Source organism: Pseudomonas sp. 05N431 (assembly GCF_056397005.1).
Genome location: NZ_JBFTMN010000009.1, coordinates 1 through 16,933 on the forward strand (window position 1 = coordinate 1; position 16,933 = coordinate 16,933).

The window sequence follows — 16,933 nt, forward strand, 5'->3', positions numbered from 1 at the left end:
CGCATTCTACAGCAGCCTCTGTTGCTGTCAAGYGGTTATTTTCAGAAGTTTTCAAAGTTTCCTTTGCAACTTCAACCACTTGCGCTTCCGATCTCTCGTTAGCGGGAGGCGAATTCTACAGCGTTACTCGCTGCTGTCAACACCTCTTTYTCTCCGCTTTCGACCGAGATGATCGAACCGTCAATAAGGCGAAAACACACTGCCTTACCAACTCCTTCAGGCTTCGATGAACTGAAGCGTAACCGCTGTCGAAAACTGCGTAACTCTTTGTTTACCAAGGAGTTTTCCGTTTCGACTGCGCCGGAAGTGGGGCGAATTATAGACTTCCAGAATCTGCCGTCAACACTTAATTTAGTTTTTCTATCCTGACGGGTGAAAGCAGCCGATCAGGCACCGTAATCCGTCTGGTCCCACTACTCTTAATAGAGTCGACCCAACGAGCACCCGCCATGAAGATCTCCCTGAAGCTGGCCGTGTTCAGCATTGCGGCAATCCTGATCTATCTCGGACTCGCCATTCTGGGACTGGGTAGCTTTGCTGCATTCTTCTCACATCCGGCCCTGGTGGTCATTGCCCTTGCGACGCTGGTGATGGTGGGACTTTCGCTGCTCACCGAAGCCAACTTGAGCTCCGGGGTACGTGAGGACCGGGCCAACCGTTGGGTGCTACCGGTATTTGGGGTGATCGGTGTGTTGTCCGCGTTTATTCCGGCCTATACCGACCGAATGGACTTCTGGACCTTCGGTGGCGAAGGCATACGCTGGGTCGGTGCGATCCTATTCATTGCAGGCGGGACGTTGCGGATCTGGCCCGTGTTCGTACTTGGCAAACGCTTCAGTGGCCTGGTCGCCATTCAGCCTGGGCATACGCTGGTGACTGACGGTATCTACCGAAGACTGCGTAATCCGAGTTATCTCGGTTTGCTGATCAACGCGCTGGGCTGGGCGCTGGCCTTTCGCTCCGGTGTCGGGATCGTGCTCATCATCCTGCTACTCCCCGCGCTCATCGCCCGCATAAACGCCGAAGAAGACCTGTTGCGCAGTGAGTTTGGTGCTGAGTACGAGGCTTACTGCGCGAAGACCTGGCGGTTGATCCCCGGGCTCTACTGAGATCAGCGCCCGGTACTTGCACAGCCAACGCTTACCTCTACCCCGCCGAAGCACGTGTCATGCAGCGCTGATAACGCTCATCGACGCGCTTGGCGAACCAGGCCGTGGTGAGCTTTCGAGTGATTTTCGGGCTTTGCAACTGGATACCCGGCAGGATTGCCCTGGGCAAAGGTTTGCCTTCAGCCGTTTCCGCCAGCTCAAACACCTTCTTATATAGCTTGCTGTCTTCAAATTCGAGGCGGTTACCCAGCTCCAGCTGATCCCTGATCGTCGTATTGCGCATGTCCAGCCGTTTACCCAACGCGCGCACCGCCAATTCCGTCGAACCCGGCATGATCGAGTCGTAGCGGATCAGATCACCATCCAGTGCCAAACTGCTTCCCGAAGCGCGATTGAGTGCACTCTGAAACGCGGCATTGCGACTGGCGTACCAGCCGGCATTGAAATCGGCGAAGCGGTACAACGGTTGGCGGTAACTCACCGGGTAGCCGAGCAAATGCGCAATGCCGAAGTACATGCCGCCACGGCGACTGAACACCTCATGACGAATCGAGCTGTCTACCGGATAGGGATAGTGCTGTGCGTGCTGCTCGGCAAACGCGACGCTGACCTGCATCGGGCCGGCGGTATGCACCGGATTGAAGCCACTAAACAGAGTCTTGCCCATCGGCACCCGGCCGATGAAATCGTCAAATATCGCGCTGAGTTCTTTCTCGCTGCGCGCCGCATTCAAGCGCTCGCTGTAACTTTTGCCGTTGGTTGAACTGACCTGCAAGGCTCCGCGCACCAAAAGATCGGGAATGTGTGCCCTGGCAGCACGTCGATCGATTTCATCCCGGGCGATCTTGCCCAGCCCCGGCACCGTCGGGTCTGTTTGAAAGGTCGACTCCTGCTCGGTTACCGCCAGCACCGAACACAGGTTCTGTGTGGTGGGCGGGATCGCTTGTGCCGCAAACGCTGCATAAATGTCGGTGGCCCAGCCTTCACGGTCTACGGTGTTGCTCGGCAACAAACGGGCAATCTGCGCTTTCACCTGTACGGGCGTCGATTGAGCCGCTTGCCGCGCAGCCTGATTCGCGCAACCGACCAGTACCAGCAGCGTAACTACACTTATGATCAATCGATGGGATCGCATTTTTTACATGGGTCCTTTTAAGCGCCCTGACCGCCGAGGATATCGCTTCTTGAGCCATTGCACCGGGGGAACAAGTACCTCGGTCAATCGGAACTAAACTGGATACACCCCTGTTCAGCGGGACTCTCGACCGAGGGCAACGACATGAACCGCAGCGATGTACTGATCATTGGCGCCGGCCCCACAGGACTGGTCCTGGCGCTTTGGCTCAGCAAGCTTGGCATCCGGGTGCGCATCCTCGACAAGACCAGCGCACCCGGCACCACTTCTCGCGCCCTGGCGGTTCAGGCACGTACGCTGGAGCTGTACCGCCAACTCGACCTCAGCCAAGCCGTGGTGCAGAACGGCCACAAAGTACCGGCAGTGAATCTGTGGGTCAAAGGCGAACCGGTTGCCCGGCTACCCTTCGAGGATATCGGCAAGGACCTGACCCCTTACTCGTTCCTGGAAATCTACCCACAGGACGAGCACGAGCGGTTATTGATCGAACGCCTGGAGAAGTTCGGCGTGGTGGTCGAGCGTAACACCGAATTGACCGGCTTTAGCGAACATGGCGGCACCATCACCGCGCAGTTACTCATGCCCGACGGGCAGGAGCATACCTGTCAGACCTGCTACCTGGCGGGTTGTGACGGTGCTCGCTCTACCGTGCGCAAGACACTCGACATCGATTTTCCCGGTGGCACCTACCAGCAAGTGTTTTATGTCGCCGACGTCGAGGCCTCCGGTCCAGTGTTCAATGGTGAATTGCATGCAGACCTTGATGAGGCAGACTTTCTGGCGATTTTTCCGTTGGCCAGCGAAGGCCATGCACGACTGATCGGTACGGTACGCGACGAACGCGCAGAGCAGGCCGAAACCCTGAAGTTTGAAGACGTCAGCAGCCGGGCCATCGAACACCTGAAAGTTCAGGTACACAAGGTCAACTGGTTCTCTACTTATCGGGTTCATCACCGGGTCGCAGATACTTTCCGTTTCGGGCGTGCGTTTTTGCTGGGCGATGCCGCACACGTGCATAGCCCAGCAGGTGGCCAGGGCATGAACACCGGCATTGGTGATGCGATCAATCTGGCCTGGAAACTCGCCGCGGTACTCAACGGCGCAGCCAACGACAAACTGCTCGACAGTTATGAAGTCGAACGCATGGCCTTTGCCCGGCGACTGGTGGCAACCACCGACCGGGTGTTCAATTTCGTCTCTGCTGAAGGCCCGATGGCCGACGTGATACGCACCCGCATTGCACCGTTCCTGTTATCAAAAATGGTCTCATTTGAATTGGCGCGCGAGTATCTGTTTCGTACGGTGTCGCAAATCACCCTGAATTATCGCGGGATGCCTCTGAGCGAAGGCCACGCCGGCCATGTTTTCGGCGGTGATCGACTGCCTTGGGCGCATGACAGTGAGACCGATAATTTCGACAGTCTGACAAGCCTCAACTGGCAGGTTCATGTGTACGGCGACACCAGCGAAGAAATGCTTGCCTGGTGCGCCGAGCATCACCTGGCACTGCACGTTTTCGACTGGCATCCGACTCACGAAGCCGCCGGACTGGCGCGCAACGGCTTCTATCTATTAAGGCCCGACAGTTACGTGGCCGTTGCCGACCTGTCCGCCGACCCGAAAGTCATCGAGCGTTACTTCCGGGACCACGGGATCAAACCGTTCCTCTGGTAGCAACGGCACGCCCGGCGGCTTAGATTCCGCTCAACGCCAGGTCCATCGCAAAGTAGGTGAAGATCAGGTCCGCGCCCGCCCGCTTGATCGCCCCCAGGCTCTCGCGCACCACGCGGTCCTCATCGATCGCACCGGCGGCGGCACCGAACTTGATCATCGCGTATTCGCCACTCACCTGATAAGCCGCCAACGGCAAACGCGATGCTTCGCGGATATCACGGATGATGTCCAGGTACGCACCGGCCGGTTTGACCATCAGCGCATCGGCACCCTCCTGCTCGTCGAGCAATGATTCGCGAACCGCTTCGCGGCGGTTCATCGGGTTCATCTGGTAACTTTTGCGATCACCTTTGAGCGCACTGCCGCCGGCTTCACGGAACGGGCCGTAGAGCGACGAGGCAAATTTGGTCGAATAGGCCATGATCGAAGTCTGGCTAAAGCCGGCTTCGTCGAGCGCCCGGCGAATGGCCTGGACCTGCCCGTCCATTGCCGCTGAAGGCGCAATCACGTCCGCCCCGGCCCGCGCGGCGGCGACGGCTTGCTTGCCGAGATTGATCAGGGTTTTGTCGTTATCGACTTCACCCGCATGCATCACCCCACAGTGACCATGATCGGTGTACTCGCAGAAACAGGTGTCGGACATCACGATCATCTCCGGCACCGCGTCCTTGCAGATCCGCGCCATACGCGACACCAGACCGTTTTCATTCCAGGTGTCGCTGCCGCTGCCATCCAGATGATGGGAGACCCCGAACGTCATCACCGACTTGATACCCGCCCGCGCATAGCGCTCGATTTCGCCTGCCAGCTTCGACTCTGGAATCCGCCGCACGCCAGGCATGCTGGTAATCGGCACGAAATCGTCGATTTCTTCTTCGACAAAGATCGGCAGCACCAGGTCATTGAGGGTGAACTCGGTTTCCTGAAACAGACTGCGCAACTGCGGATTACGGCGCAAACGGCGTGGACGGGCTTCGGGGAATTGGCTGGACATGGGGTTTCCTGGCAGGAGGCCAACGGCCTGGACAAGACAAAAGTCATAAAGGAAGGGAGCTTATGCCCCTCTCCCCCATCGACACAAACGTAAGTTGCGGAACAATTTGTTTCCGATTCGGTAACAGTATGGCGGCGAGCAACGGTTAAGAAACTCGCCAGCGCTACAGGTTCAAGCTGCCGTCAATACAGGTCACGGCCGAACCACCGATCCAGATGTCATCGCCGATCCGTTCGACCTGAATTCTCCCGGCGCGCCCCATCGTCAGGCCCTGGCTGACCACGTAAACATCCGGCGCCAACCCCTCGGCCAACAACCATTGGGCAATGCCGGCATTCAAGCTGCCGGTGGCCGGATCTTCGGGCATGCCGTCCCCGGAAATGAACGCGCGCACCTCAAACTGGGCCTCGTCGCCATCACGTTCGGGGTGCCACGGCGCAATGACGCCAACCGCCAGCCCGAGCATCTGTGAATGATCGGGCTGCAGCGCCAGCACTTGCTCACGGTCAGCGAGCATCACAGCCAACCAGTCCGCGCCGTTATCAACCCAATGCGCCCGGATAATCGCGCCGGCTTCCAGCCCGAGCCCAAGGCGCACCCGCTCCACCAGTGCCGCGTCCAGCGGGCCGGACTTGAGCAACGGTGGCGCGAGGAACGCAAGGTCGGTGCCACGGCGGCGGATGCGCACCAGGCCAACGCCACACTCCTGAATGATCTCCTCACCCTTGGGAATCCCGCCGGCTTCCAGCCAGGCATGACAACTACCCAGGGTCGGATGACCGGCAAACGGCAGTTCCTTCAAGGTGGTGAAGATTCGGACCCGATAATCAGCCCGCGAATCGCCGGGCTCCAGCAAAAAGGTGGTTTCGTTGAGGTTGGTCCAGATCGCAAACGCCGCCATGCGTTCGTCACTCAGTCCGTCGGCCCCCAAGACCACGGCCAACGGGTTGCCCTTCAGTGCAACACGGCTGAAGACGTCCACTTGTTTGAAGTCGTATCGAGGCATTGCTCTTCCTTAAGCGTGGTTTCGGCGAGGGAGTGGCATTGTTTGCCGTTACTTGGGAATTTCCAGCCCGCGAATCACTGCCGGCCGTGCCAGGAAGCGCTCCAGTACACGCAATACGTTCGGGAAGTTGTTGATCCCGACCAGGTCCCCTGCTTCATAGAAGCCGATCAGGTTGCGCACCCACGGGAACGTCGCGATATCGGCAATGGTGTAACGCTCGCCCATGATCCAGTCGCGGCCTTCCAGGCGACCGTCGAGCACTTTCAGCAAGCGCTTGCTCTCTTCGACGTAACGATCACGCGGGCGCTTGTCCTCGTAATCCTTGCCGGCAAATCTGTTAAAGAAACCCAACTGACCAAACATCGGTCCGATACCGCCCATCTGGAACATCAACCACTGAATCGTCTCGTAACGCGCAGCCGACTCCTGCGCCAGCAGTTGCCCGCTTTTGTCGGCGAGGTAGATCAGAATCGCTCCGGACTCGAACAACGCCAGTGGCTGATCATCCGGCCCGTGAGGGTCCAGGATCGCCGGAATCTTGTTGTTAGGGTTCAGCGACAAGAATGCTGGAGACAGCTGATCATTGGTGTCGAAACCCACCCGGTGTGGCTCGTATGGCAAGCCGGTTTCTTCGAGCATGATCGAGACTTTGACGCCGTTGGGTGTCGGCAAGGAATAGAGCTGTATCCACTCGGGAAACTGCGCAGGCCATTTCTCAGTAATCGGGAATGCAGACAAATCGGTCATGGTGAACATCCAGTGACAGTTGAATGGCGATGATGGGGATTGGTCGAGGCAGATGCCCGGCCTTCAAGGCGGTTAGATTATAAGCACGACGCTGATCGGGCCAGGTCAATTCAGAAACATTCTGTCGATAACCTTCCCGTCAGCCAACCCGATCCGCAGATAAAGTAATGCGCGCCGATTCGAATCGAACCAAAGGGTGCCCTTGGACTCCAAGGCTGCCCTTGCGTTAGACGAATCGACCCCACGACATGAAAAGCACTTGAAGCCGCGAGCTCCCGGTGTGATGTTTTGTCAGCCTTAAACGAATGCGCTGAAGAATAATAACTCAATGAAAAAGCTCCTGAACTTCGTTAAAACCCTGAAGCCACGCACCCTGGTGTTCTGTGTGGCCTTGCTCATGACCTGCGTCCTGTTCCTGGTGCTGGAAGCCCGCGAGAGGCGCGCCCAATCGGCTGACGGCACCCAGACCCTGGTGTTTTTACGCCACGCAGAAAAACCCGCCGGAGGTCTCGGTCAGTTGAACTGCCAGGGTCTGAACCGCGCGATCAAACTGGCAGAGCTCCTGCCAGAAAAGTTCGGCAAGGCCAATTATGTGTTTGCCGCCAATCCGACGCGCAATGTCGAGGAAGGCGAGTTCGACACCTCCTACAGCTACCTCCGACCGCTGCTGACCATCAGCCCCACCGCAATCAAACTCGGGCTGCCGGTGAACATCGAGTTCTCTGCCAACGACATCAGCGATCTGGCCGACGAACTGCTTCACAACAAGTACCGCAACTCGATCATCTACACCGCCTGGTCCCACGGCTATCTGCCGGATTTGATCAACAAGGTGGCGCAAGAGGCCACCGGCGAAAAACGCGCCCTTCTCGACGACTGGCCATCCAACGATTTCGATTCGCTGTACGTACTGACTCTGACCTGGCACAACGGCAAGGTCACCTTGCTCAGCCATAGCTACAAACAAGGGCTGAGCAATGGCCCGCAGACGTGTCCGACATAACGCGTCGGCTTGTGCCCACCGTTTCCAGACCTCTGGACTAAACTGCACTGGAGTATGATGCCCCACTGTCCTTATTGTCCGGAGCCTCTGTATGTCCAACTCCCTAGCGGTCCCCAACCGGGGCCTGGCGCTCTGGTGGAAACCCGCCCTGTTCCTGCTGGTTGCCTGTATCGGCCTCTACTACGTCAAGTGGTCGCCCTACTACCTCAAGGCATTCGTGGCTGCCGACAGCCACAGCATCGGTACCTCGATCCTCAACGATGAACAAACCTCGCCGCTCACCGCTGCACTGGTGTATGCCAAGGTGTACTTCCTGGCAATCTGGAAAGCGGCCGTACTGGCGGTGATTCTGGGTTCGCTGTTGCAGGTATTGATTCCGCGAGACTGGCTGCTGCGATTGTTCGGCCGCGCCGGTTTTGCTTCGACCTTGCGCGGCGGGTTGTTCGCCTTGCCAGGCATGATGTGCACCTGCTGCGCTGCGCCCGTGGTGTCCGGCATGCGCCGTCAGAACGTCTCGGTGGGGGCGGCGTTGGCTTTCTGGATTGCCAACCCGGTACTCAACCCGGCAACGCTGGTGTTCATGGGTTTCGTACTCGGCTGGGGCTTTACCGCACTGCGGCTGGTGGCGGGAATTGTGCTGGTACTGGGTGTTTCGTTGATCGCCCAACGCATCTCGCGACCCGATTACATGCCGGAGGCGGCGCTGGAAGCGGTGGCCGAAGTAACCCGCACAACCGATGAAAAACCCTTCCTGAGCCGCTGGGCACTGACCTTGTGGCAACTGTTCTGGACCACTATTCCGATCTATGTGCTGGCAGTACTGGTTCTGGGCGCCGCCCGGGTCTGGCTGTTCCCGCATGTTGACGGCGCGATGGCCAACAGCTTGCTATGGCTGATACCGCTGGCCATCGTCGGCACGCTGTTCATGATCCCCACCGCCGCGGAAATCCCCATCGTGCAAACCATGATGACCCTGGGTTTGGGCACCGCACCGGCCGTGGCGCTACTCATGACCTTGCCGAGCATCAGCCTGCCGTCGTTGCTTATGCTGCGCAAGGATTTCGATACCCGGGTGCTGGTGACCGTGGCTGTGCTGACCATGCTGGTTGGCGTGATCTGCGGCCTGATCGGCGCGATGGTGCTCTAACGGAAATTGCAGGCGCTGGTTAACCAGCGCCCGCGTCTCGGTCTTAACGATTACCACGCTCACGCAAGTACTCGAGCACCGCAGCTTCCTCGCCCACAAACTCGATTCGGTCGCCTTTCTTCTCGCGCTGGAAGGCGTACATCGGGTCGTAATACTCGTTCAACAAGCCTTCAATCCAGCCACGGTGCAAGTCCACTGCACCGCTGCGTGCCTGCTCGGCCAACGCAGCCTCCATCAAATCGAACATGCGCTGATGACGCTCGCCACCCAGGCGTTTGCTGATGTTGTTGAGGCTTGCCAGCATACGCTCGGAGAACTGTGCGAACCCCTCGTCGCCATGTACCGCGACGAATTCCGCGCAGAGATTCACCACGTAATCACGCAGGATCCGCTCGACCCGGTCTTGCAGGCTGTCTTCGAGCCAGACCATCGGAAAACGTTGCATGCCCTGATACAGCGGCAGCGGCAAGGCACAGCTGCCGACCATACGGCTTTCATCTTCGAGCACGAACTGTTCAATGCCACGGGCTCTCTTTTTCAACACGTCCACCGCCAGGCGGTTCTCGAAGTCGATGTTGCCGGGCTGACCGGTCGCACGCTTGCCAAAGCTGGAGCCGCGATGATTGGCGTAACCTTCAAGGTCCAGACCATTGCTCAATTGAGTGAGGACATCGGTTTTGCCGGTGCCGGTCATGCCGCCGAGCAAGACGAAGTCGCACTGCTCGACCGCCTGGTCGACCGTTTCCAGCAGGAAAGTCCGCATCGCCTTGTAGCCGCCACCGACCCGAGGGTAGTCGATGCCCGCCTCGTCCTTGAGCCATTGCTGGACGATCTGCGAACGTAAACCGCCGCGAAAGCAATACAGGTAACCGTCGGGATTGGCCCGGGCAAAATCAGCCCAGGCCTGGATGCGCGCGGTCTTGATCTCGCCCGAGACCAACTGATGCCCGAGCACTATGGCGGCCTGCTGACCGTGCTGTTTGTAGCAGGTGCCGACCCGCTGGCGCTCGTTGTCCGTCATCAGCGGCAGGTTGATCACCCCTGGGAACGAACCCTTGGTGAACTCGACTGGCGCGCGGACATCCATCATCGGCCGGTCGTTGAGAAAGATGTCGCGGTAATCAGTGAAATCGATAAGCATCAAATCACCTCTACCGCGCTGCTCTGTCGCTCAACCAGTTCACCGATCGGCGCCAGGTTCAGGCCCAGTTCGGCAGCAACGGCAAGAAACTGCTCGTTGCCCTCAGGCGTCACGGCAACCAGCAAACCACCGCTGGTCTGTGGATCGCACAGCACGCGCTTGTGCAGTTCCTGTATGCGTCCAACCTTGTTGGCGTAGCTGTCGAAGTTACGCAGAGTACCGCCCGGCACACAGCCTTGATCGAGGTAGTACTCAACGCCCGGCAGACGTGGCACGCGGTCGTAATCAATACGCGCGGTCACACCGCTGCCATCGGCCATTTCCACCAGGTGCCCCAGCAACCCGAAACCGGTGACGTCGGTCATGGCGGTCACGCCGTCGAGTTTGCCGAAATGGCTACCGGGTTTGTTCAGGGTGCACATCCAGTCACGGGCCAGGCCGATGTCGCTGGCGCGCAGTTTGCCCTTCTTCTCGGCGGTGGTGAGGATGCCGATACCCAGCGGTTTGGTGAGGTACAGCAAGCAACCGGCGGTGGCCGTGTCGTTGCGCTTCATGTGGCGCTTTTGCACCAGCCCGGTAACCGCCAGGCCGAAGATCGGCTCCGGCGCATCGATCGAATGCCCGCCGGCCAATGGAATACCCGCTTCATCGCAGACCGAGCGGCCGCCGCGAATCACTTCCCGGGCAATCTCTGGCGCCAGCACGTTGACCGGCCAGCCAAGGATCGCAATCGCCATCAACGGATCACCGCCCATCGCGTAGATATCGCTGATGGCATTGGTGGCGGCGATGCGACCGAAATCGAACGGGTCATCGACAATCGGCATAAAGAAGTCGGTGGTCGACACCACGCCACGCTCGTCGTCGATGGCATACACCGCTGCATCGTCGCGCGATGCATTGCCCACCCAGAGTTTTGGATCGAGATTCTGCGCGCCGCTGCCGGCCAGAATCACCTCCAGCACCTGAGGTGAAATCTTGCAGCCACAACCTGCGCCGTGGCTGTACTGGGTCAGGCGAATCGGCTCGCTCATGGGTGCACCTCCGGAATTCAAGTTCAACAATTCTAACAGAGCACGACGCAAGCGCTGGCAGAGCCTGCCCCGCTTTCGAGCAGACACGCTCGCCGAAGGGGCAAATTGCTAACCAAAACGTCAGCTAATTCACAAAATCTCCCTTTATTTCAATCGCCTGTTCCAAGTTGGTCCGCAACATGCAAACGTTTGCGTCAGTAACGTGAACGCTTGATCGATGCATGAGCGCTCACGTTCGGCCAACCACTGCACGAACAGGGATTTTCAATGCACGCTACTTCCAGACGCACCGCGTCCTGCCCCACCGTTGCTGTTTCCTTGCTACTAAGCGCCGTTACGGGACTACTCAGCCCGTTTGCCCTGGCGCAGGAAAAAACCATTGATGAATCCGCCCAGGGCGAGACCTTGAGCGCTGAAGCCAGCCCACCGAAAAAAGGCGCGTACCTGTCGGACTGGTTCAATCAGGACCTGACGCTGATCGGCAGCAAGGACATCAGCTTCGGCCCGCAACCGGCCGACGACGTTTACCTGGAATACGAGTACTTCGGGCGCAAGGGGCCGTTCGAACTGTATGGCTATATCGACGCCCCGAAGATCCTCGGCATCGGCAACAGCCATGACAAAGGTGCCTGGGACCACGGTTCGCCGTTGTTCATGGAGCACGAGCCACGTATTTCCATCGACTACCTGGCCGGTCGCAGCCTGGCGGTCGGGCCGTTCAAGGAATGGTATGTCGCGTTCGACTGGATCTATGACCACGGCAGCAGCACCGCCAATCGCGCCAACACGCTTTACAGTGGCCTGGGCACCGACATCGACACCCATTCACGGGTCAACCTGTCGGCCAACTTCTACGGGCGCTATCAGTGGGAAAACTACGGCGCCAGCAACGAGTACTCATGGGACGGGTATCGTGCCCAGTTGAAGTACATCGTGCCTATCGACCACTTCAGCAATGGCGCGTCACTGACTTACATCGGCTTTACCAACTTCGACTTTGGTTCGGATCTGCATAAAGACAACCCGGCACGCACGGCCAACGCCACCGTGGCCACCAACGTATTGCTCTATTCATTCACGCACCTGCGCTTCACCCTGGTCGGGCGTTATTTCCATAACGGCGGCAACTGGGAGGATGGCAGCGAGTTGAACTTCGGTGAAGGCAACTTCCGCGCTCGCTCCAATGGCTGGGGTTACTACGCGGGTGTCGGGTATCAGTTCTGAGTGGCAAGCTGCTTCGCTATCAATATCTACCAAGGAGGTTCCATGCACACCGTCACACGCCTTTCTCTATCAGCCGGTCTGGCCTGCAGCGCCCTGCTCTCTTCCAGTGCCTGGGCGGTAGAAGCGCCGATCACGCCGAAAGTCATGCTGATCAGCATGTTCGCCCCGGAAGCGCAAACCTGGATCGATCGCCTGGAGCTCAAGCAGGAAGTCCGCGTACCGGGGCTTTCTGCCGAGTACCCAAACATTCGCTGCAATACACAGCAGGTGTGCCTGATGGTCACCGGCATGGGCCAGACCAACGCCGCAGCCTCCACGCTGGCATTGGCCCTGTCGCCGAAATTCGACCTGCGCAAAAGCTATTTCCTGATCGCCGGAATTGCCGGCATCAACCCGCACCGCGGCACTATCGGCACCGCCGCATGGGCGCATTATCTGGTGGAGTTCGGCACGCAATGGGAACTGGATTCGCGCGACGCTCCCAAAGAGTGGCCGACCGGTTACATCGGCATCAACACCAAAGGTCCGAACGAAAAACCACCGCTGGACTACAAGACTGAAGTCTTCGAGCTCAACCCGAAACTGCAAGCCAAGGCCTTCGCCCTGAGCGCGAAAGTCGCACTGAGCGAAAGCAAAGAGTCCGCCGCGTGGCGGGTGAAATACCCCTACGCCCCGGCCAACCAGCCGCCAGTGGTCACCCAGTGCGACACGCTGGCGGGCAATACCTGGTTTTCCGGAACACGCCTGAGCGAACGCGCCGAAGTCTGGACCCGCTTGCTGACAGACAGCCAAGGCGTTTACTGCACGACTCAACAGGAAGACAACTCGACGTATGAAGCGCTGCTGCGCGCCAGCCGTGAAGGCCTGGTGGATATCCAGCGCCTGGCAGTGGTGCGCGCCGGTTCCGACTTCGACCGCCCGTATCCGGGTTACAGCGAAGTCGACAACCTGCTCAAGTACGCCGACCAGGGTGGTTTTGTGCCGGCCCTGGAAAACCTCTTCCGCACAGGCAACCCGCTGGTGCAGGAGATTCTGAAGAACTGGTCAGCGTGGGAGAACGGTGTGCCTGAGGTGTAAATCAGCGCGGTCTTCGATGACGCCAATCGCGGGCAAGCCACGCTCCCACAGGTATTGCGTAGATCTTGTGGGAGCGTGGCTTGCCCGCGATCGACTGCGCAGCAGTCGCAAAGTCCACCAACACCGCGCTATCGATTGATCACGGCAACAAAATCACCTTGTCGCCGCCGCCCCGATTGACCTCGGCATAACGCTCAAGCCCCTCAGCCAGTGGCGACTCCAGCAGTCCTTCCGGCAACGGCAACAACCCGTCATCGAAGAACCGACCGAACTGCTCAAGCATCGCCGCGCAGGCTTCGACGCCGTACAGCAACGAGTTGATCCCGACCACCGAACCGCCACGGCGATACAACGCCAGCGCCGGCAACTGCACCAGGCCGTCGACCGGCGCGGCGATGATTGCGATGCGACCAAAGGTGGCCAACGCCGCTACCGCCGCAGGCAGCCAAAAACCGGTGGTGTCAAAAATCACGTCGGCACCGCCCGCGAAAACCGCATTGACCTGAGCGCCCAGCGCTTCCGGGGTTTCCAGTTGAATCGTGTTATAGCCCTGGGCCTGCAAGGCCTTGACCTGCTCGGGACGTCGCGCCGCCGCCAATACCTGGGCACCGCGAATTTTCGCCAGCGCCAGCGCCGCACTCCCTACCGCGCCACCACCGATCACCAATAAACGGGTTTGCGCGGTCACCAGGCTGCGCTCCAGCGCATCCCAAGCCGTGGTGTAGGGCACGCCAAGGCTCGCGGCCTGGGCAAAGCTCAAATGCGTTGGTTTGAGAGCAACGCCCTTGGCCGGCAACTTCACGTATTGCGCATGCGAGCCATCGGCGAAAAAACCCAACTCGCGGCCCGTGCCCCAAACTTCCTGACCGATCAGCGCCTGCGGGCCTTCAACCACCACGCCGGCGAAGTCGCGACCGGGAATCCGTGGCAGCGTGGTGTAGGGAAAACGTCCAAGTACGTTCTTCACGTCGCTGGGATTCAGGCCCGCAGCCTTGATCTGCACCAATACCTCGTTGGCGCCCGGAACCGGGGTTGGTACCTCAACGTAACGCAGCGCCGCCAGATCACCGGTTTTATCGAATTGCAGTGCTTTCATGGGAGTTTCCATCTGACAAATGAAGGGATTTCAGGAGATCCAGCCAGCGACCAGCTGCCGCCCCATCGGCCACAGCTGTTCGCCGGCCAACATGCCCAGCAACCCCACCAGTGCAATGGCCGGTGGCGCGGGCGAACGAAAATCCAGCGCGCCGTAGAGCAGGCCGACGCCAAGACCAATAGCCACTGAAATGAGGTAGTTCATGCTGAACTCCGTGTAATTGGGGATACACAGAGTCTAGAGAATGGTCGCCACAGCGATCGGCCAAGTACTTCAGGATTTCGGCCAAATGCCCTGCTACGGCGCTGAGCTGAAATCGCCTTCGCGGGCGAACTGTGAGGGTGGAACACCCAGCTCGCGGCGAAACATGTCGCTGAAGCTGCTCGGCGAATAGCCCAGTTCACGGGCGATTGTGCTGACCGGCACGCCCTGGATCAGCTCGGCGACTGCAATCGCCAATTGCACCTGACGCCGCCATTCGGCAAAGCCCATGCCCAATCCATCCTTGAACAACCGCGCCAGGGTGCGCACGCTGGCGCCGGCATTTTCGGCATGTTGTTCGAAGGGGATGTCCAGCGACGGTGCGGCCATGACTGCCTGACAGAGATTGACCAGCCGCCGCTCGGCGTTGTCCGGCATGGGAATCTTCAACAGCGAACGTTTCGCCCGTTTCAGCTCCAGCAACGCCAGCCCCACCAGCGCTTCGTAGTACTCCGCCGGTCCACTGTCACCCTGCTCCACCAATCCGAGAATCAACTCGCGCAGCAAACCGCCAACCTCGATCACCTGAACGCTGCTGTCCAGCGTCGCGGCCAACGCGGGGCGCAGGTAGATATTGCGCATCTGCAGGTCCGAGACCACCCGAATCCCGTGCACCACCCCCGGTGGCAGCCAGACCGCCCGTTGCGGCGGCACGACCAGTGCTTCGTCGGGTGTCTCGACCCACATCACCCCGCTCATCGCATACAGCAACTGGCCCCACACATGCTCGTGCGGCTCGATGTACAGGCCGCGCGGATAGGTGCGCGCCAACGGTTGCACCGGCACATCGGTGTCGCTGAGATCAGGTGGAGCGGCAAGGGCCATGGACGGGATCGTTAATAAAGGAGAAGGCCTCATGGTAACGAGGCACCACGAATGCCGCCAGTTGACGCACCTGCCCAACGTGGAGCACAAACGGCTCCACGTTCAGGCAGATGTTTTCAGCCGTGAGCCCCCTTGGCGCATTGGCAACCCGCCGAGGTGCAGGCTTCGCCGTGCTCATGATGCTTGGCGCAACCCTCACAGCAATAGTGTTTACCGTGGCGGACGATAGAGTGCTCACCCAGTTTACAGTTGCAGTTGGGGCAGGCGCAGGTCGTTGCTTTCATCTAACTGACTCCATATGTGTGGTCGTCCAGAGGCGGCACCAATGCCGCACCTGAAGCAATGACCGCACATTGAAAACCGGTTCCGATGACGTGACAGGCGGCCTTCGCTCATTTCTTAGGGTAGTCGATGCACTCGCAACCATGACCTGCGATTGCAATCTGCGTACCCAAGCCCGAAATGGCATGACGAAGCCGGGTATGCTGTGGCGCCTGCCATAGACCAAGGATTTGTCCGTGCTGCTTCTGAAACTGTCGCTGATCCCCGGGTTTCTTTTACTGATTTCTCTCGCTGGCAAACGCTGGGGACCGAGCGTAGCCGGTTGGCTGTCGGGATTGCCGGTGGTGGTGGGGCCGATACTGTTTTTTCTGGCCGTCGAACAAGGCCCGGTCTTTGCGACACAAGCAGCGACCGCAGCCCTGTCGGCAATGTTTGCGATGATCACCTTCTGCGTGGTTTACGCCCAGGCGGCACAAAAACTCGACTGGCCTGCAGCGATATCGATCGCCCTGCTGAGCTGGGCCACGGCGGCCGTGGTGTTGTCGCTGATTCCGGCGTCGCTAGTGTTTTCGACCCTCGCTGCGGCCACGGCGTTGCTCGCGGCACCTTATCTGTTCCCGCAGGTTCAGCCCTTGGCTTCAGGCCCTGCGCCGAAGTCCGACAAACTCTTGCTGCGCATGCTGGCCGGGGCCCTTCTGACCCTGGCGGTGACTTTGCTCGCCAGCACCGTCGGCGAACGCTGGAGCGGCTTGCTCGCGGTGTTTCCGGTGCTCGGCAGTGTCATGGCAGTGTTCTCTCAACAAACCCGGGGCCCCGCATTTACCGCCGCGTTACTGCGGGCCACGGCCACCGGCATGTACTCGTTCGCGGCGTTCTGCCTGACGCTGGCATTGGCACTGCCGCATTGGGGGTGGGGCGCATTCGTCCTCGGCGTGGCGGTGTCCCTTGGCATGTTGCTGATCACCAAGCGGCTGGCCGCACCATCGCGTGGTAATGCCCGGCAAACGCCTGAAGTGACGATCGAGCCAAGCGACCCGCAACCACGGTAGCCCGCGAACGCCCAGCCGATTGTGCCGGGCAAGGATCTTCGAACCCACGCTCGCGGGTCACATGACCTCACGTCGCCTCTCGCGCCCTGACTCAAGATCGCGCTGGAGTGATCAAGGTTGGCCGTGGGA

Annotated in this window: 17 protein-coding genes; 7 read left to right on the forward strand and 10 right to left on the reverse strand. The window is 59.5% G+C overall.

Annotated features, from left to right (window positions below; translation table 11 throughout):
• The first annotated feature begins 449 nt into the window (after positions 1–449).
• Positions 450–1,109: a methyltransferase family protein gene (locus tag AC1DIG_RS16440; RefSeq protein ID WP_477768139.1), complete on the forward strand. Its 660-nt coding sequence runs from the start codon at positions 450–452 to the stop codon at positions 1,107–1,109.
• Between the two features lie 37 nt (positions 1,110–1,146).
• Here AC1DIG_RS16440 and AC1DIG_RS16445 read toward each other — a convergent pair whose 3' ends face one another.
• Positions 1,147–2,244 (reverse strand): DUF1615 domain-containing protein, encoded by a 1,098-nt coding sequence (locus AC1DIG_RS16445; protein WP_477768140.1) that lies wholly within the window; start codon positions 2,242–2,244, stop codon positions 1,147–1,149.
• 144 nt (positions 2,245–2,388) lie between these two features.
• On the opposite strand from AC1DIG_RS16445, the gene AC1DIG_RS16450 reads away from it, so the two are divergent.
• Entirely contained in the window at positions 2,389–3,918 is a 1,530-nt protein-coding gene (locus tag AC1DIG_RS16450) for an FAD-dependent oxidoreductase (RefSeq protein WP_477768141.1), read from the forward strand.
• A 19-nt stretch (positions 3,919–3,937) separates the two neighbouring features.
• Here the strand turns inward: AC1DIG_RS16450 and hemB are convergent, their stop codons facing one another.
• The 3 genes from hemB to AC1DIG_RS16465 all read right to left on the reverse strand — a co-directional run bounded on the left by hemB (position 3,938) and on the right by AC1DIG_RS16465 (position 6,665).
• The gene (gene hemB / locus AC1DIG_RS16455; protein WP_477768142.1) at positions 3,938–4,912 is read right to left on the reverse strand and encodes a porphobilinogen synthase; all 975 of its coding nucleotides are present in this window, start codon (positions 4,910–4,912) and stop codon (positions 3,938–3,940) included.
• Positions 4,913–5,075: 163 nt separating this feature from the next.
• Positions 5,076–5,918 (reverse strand): PhzF family phenazine biosynthesis protein, encoded by an 843-nt coding sequence (locus AC1DIG_RS16460; protein ID WP_477768143.1) that lies wholly within the window; start codon positions 5,916–5,918, stop codon positions 5,076–5,078.
• A gap of 48 nt (positions 5,919–5,966) precedes the next feature.
• Complete coding sequence (locus AC1DIG_RS16465; RefSeq protein ID WP_477768144.1) at positions 5,967–6,665, reverse strand: glutathione binding-like protein; 699 nt, start codon at positions 6,663–6,665, stop codon at positions 5,967–5,969.
• A gap of 328 nt (positions 6,666–6,993) precedes the next feature.
• Here AC1DIG_RS16465 and AC1DIG_RS16470 point away from each other — a divergent pair, with 328 nt between their 5' ends.
• Complete coding sequence (locus tag AC1DIG_RS16470) at positions 6,994–7,668, forward strand: histidine phosphatase family protein (RefSeq protein WP_477768145.1); 675 nt, start codon at positions 6,994–6,996, stop codon at positions 7,666–7,668.
• A gap of 91 nt (positions 7,669–7,759) precedes the next feature.
• A complete protein-coding gene (locus tag AC1DIG_RS16475; RefSeq protein WP_477768146.1) occupies positions 7,760–8,815 on the forward strand; it encodes a permease in 1,056 nt (351 codons plus the stop codon).
• 43 nt (positions 8,816–8,858) lie between these two features.
• On the opposite strand, the gene mnmH is transcribed toward AC1DIG_RS16475, so the two are convergent.
• Positions 8,859–9,956 carry a tRNA 2-selenouridine(34) synthase MnmH gene (gene mnmH, locus AC1DIG_RS16480; RefSeq protein ID WP_477768147.1) on the reverse strand — a complete coding sequence of 366 codons (1,098 nt, stop codon included), beginning with the start codon at positions 9,954–9,956 and terminating at the stop codon, positions 8,859–8,861.
• Positions 9,956–10,990: a selenide, water dikinase SelD gene (selD, locus tag AC1DIG_RS16485; RefSeq protein WP_477768148.1), complete on the reverse strand. Its 1,035-nt coding sequence runs from the start codon at positions 10,988–10,990 to the stop codon at positions 9,956–9,958. The genes mnmH and selD overlap by 1 nt, the downstream gene beginning before the upstream one ends.
• 267 nt (positions 10,991–11,257) lie before the next feature.
• Between selD and AC1DIG_RS16490 the strand changes: the two genes are divergently transcribed.
• Complete coding sequence (locus tag AC1DIG_RS16490; protein ID WP_477768149.1) at positions 11,258–12,214, forward strand: nucleoside-specific channel-forming protein Tsx; 957 nt, start codon at positions 11,258–11,260, stop codon at positions 12,212–12,214.
• A 42-nt stretch (positions 12,215–12,256) separates the two neighbouring features.
• A complete protein-coding gene (locus AC1DIG_RS16495) occupies positions 12,257–13,291 on the forward strand; it encodes a purine-nucleoside phosphorylase (RefSeq protein WP_477768150.1) in 1,035 nt (344 codons plus the stop codon).
• 139 nt (positions 13,292–13,430) lie between these two features.
• Here the strand turns inward: AC1DIG_RS16495 and AC1DIG_RS16500 are convergent, their stop codons facing one another.
• The 4 genes from AC1DIG_RS16500 to AC1DIG_RS16515 form a co-directional block, all read right to left on the reverse strand.
• On the reverse strand, positions 13,431–14,387 hold the full coding sequence (locus tag AC1DIG_RS16500; protein WP_477768151.1) for a quinone oxidoreductase family protein: 957 nt from the start codon (positions 14,385–14,387) through the stop codon (positions 13,431–13,433).
• Positions 14,388–14,417: 30 nt separating this feature from the next.
• Positions 14,418–14,591 (reverse strand): DUF1427 family protein, encoded by a 174-nt coding sequence (locus AC1DIG_RS16505; RefSeq protein WP_081013678.1) that lies wholly within the window; start codon positions 14,589–14,591, stop codon positions 14,418–14,420.
• A gap of 93 nt (positions 14,592–14,684) precedes the next feature.
• On the reverse strand, positions 14,685–15,473 hold the full coding sequence (locus AC1DIG_RS16510; protein WP_477768152.1) for an AraC family transcriptional regulator: 789 nt from the start codon (positions 15,471–15,473) through the stop codon (positions 14,685–14,687).
• A gap of 116 nt (positions 15,474–15,589) precedes the next feature.
• Complete coding sequence (locus AC1DIG_RS16515) at positions 15,590–15,757, reverse strand: metallothionein (RefSeq protein WP_019689605.1); 168 nt, start codon at positions 15,755–15,757, stop codon at positions 15,590–15,592.
• Between the two features lie 234 nt (positions 15,758–15,991).
• Between AC1DIG_RS16515 and AC1DIG_RS16520 the strand changes: the two genes are divergently transcribed.
• Complete coding sequence (locus AC1DIG_RS16520) at positions 15,992–16,804, forward strand: hypothetical protein (RefSeq protein WP_477768153.1); 813 nt, start codon at positions 15,992–15,994, stop codon at positions 16,802–16,804.
• Positions 16,805–16,933 lie beyond the last annotated feature (129 nt).

What these genes read in the sequence shown, in the direction of transcription:
- AC1DIG_RS16460 (WP_477768143.1), bottom strand. Translation starts at nt 5,918, where the DNA reads ATGCCTCGATACGACTTCAAACAAGTGGACGTCTTCAGCCGTGTTGCA.
- AC1DIG_RS16490 (WP_477768149.1), top strand. Translation starts at nt 11,258, where the DNA reads ATGCACGCTACTTCCAGACGCACCGCGTCCTGCCCCACCGTTGCTGTT.
- AC1DIG_RS16505 (WP_081013678.1), bottom strand. Translation starts at nt 14,591, where the DNA reads ATGAACTACCTCATTTCAGTGGCTATTGGTCTTGGCGTCGGCCTGCTC.
- AC1DIG_RS16440 (WP_477768139.1), top strand. Translation starts at nt 450, where the DNA reads ATGAAGATCTCCCTGAAGCTGGCCGTGTTCAGCATTGCGGCAATCCTG.
- AC1DIG_RS16465 (WP_477768144.1), bottom strand. Translation starts at nt 6,665, where the DNA reads ATGACCGATTTGTCTGCATTCCCGATTACTGAGAAATGGCCTGCGCAG.
- AC1DIG_RS16475 (WP_477768146.1), top strand. Translation starts at nt 7,760, where the DNA reads ATGTCCAACTCCCTAGCGGTCCCCAACCGGGGCCTGGCGCTCTGGTGG.
- hemB (WP_477768142.1), bottom strand. Translation starts at nt 4,912, where the DNA reads ATGTCCAGCCAATTCCCCGAAGCCCGTCCACGCCGTTTGCGCCGTAAT.
- AC1DIG_RS16470 (WP_477768145.1), top strand. Translation starts at nt 6,994, where the DNA reads ATGAAAAAGCTCCTGAACTTCGTTAAAACCCTGAAGCCACGCACCCTG.
- AC1DIG_RS16445 (WP_477768140.1), bottom strand. Translation starts at nt 2,244, where the DNA reads ATGCGATCCCATCGATTGATCATAAGTGTAGTTACGCTGCTGGTACTG.
- AC1DIG_RS16510 (WP_477768152.1), bottom strand. Translation starts at nt 15,473, where the DNA reads ATGGCCCTTGCCGCTCCACCTGATCTCAGCGACACCGATGTGCCGGTG.
- AC1DIG_RS16515 (WP_019689605.1), bottom strand. Translation starts at nt 15,757, where the DNA reads ATGAAAGCAACGACCTGCGCCTGCCCCAACTGCAACTGTAAACTGGGT.
- AC1DIG_RS16450 (WP_477768141.1), top strand. Translation starts at nt 2,389, where the DNA reads ATGAACCGCAGCGATGTACTGATCATTGGCGCCGGCCCCACAGGACTG.
- selD (WP_477768148.1), bottom strand. Translation starts at nt 10,990, where the DNA reads ATGAGCGAGCCGATTCGCCTGACCCAGTACAGCCACGGCGCAGGTTGT.
- mnmH (WP_477768147.1), bottom strand. Translation starts at nt 9,956, where the DNA reads ATGCTTATCGATTTCACTGATTACCGCGACATCTTTCTCAACGACCGG.
- AC1DIG_RS16500 (WP_477768151.1), bottom strand. Translation starts at nt 14,387, where the DNA reads ATGAAAGCACTGCAATTCGATAAAACCGGTGATCTGGCGGCGCTGCGT.
- AC1DIG_RS16495 (WP_477768150.1), top strand. Translation starts at nt 12,257, where the DNA reads ATGCACACCGTCACACGCCTTTCTCTATCAGCCGGTCTGGCCTGCAGC.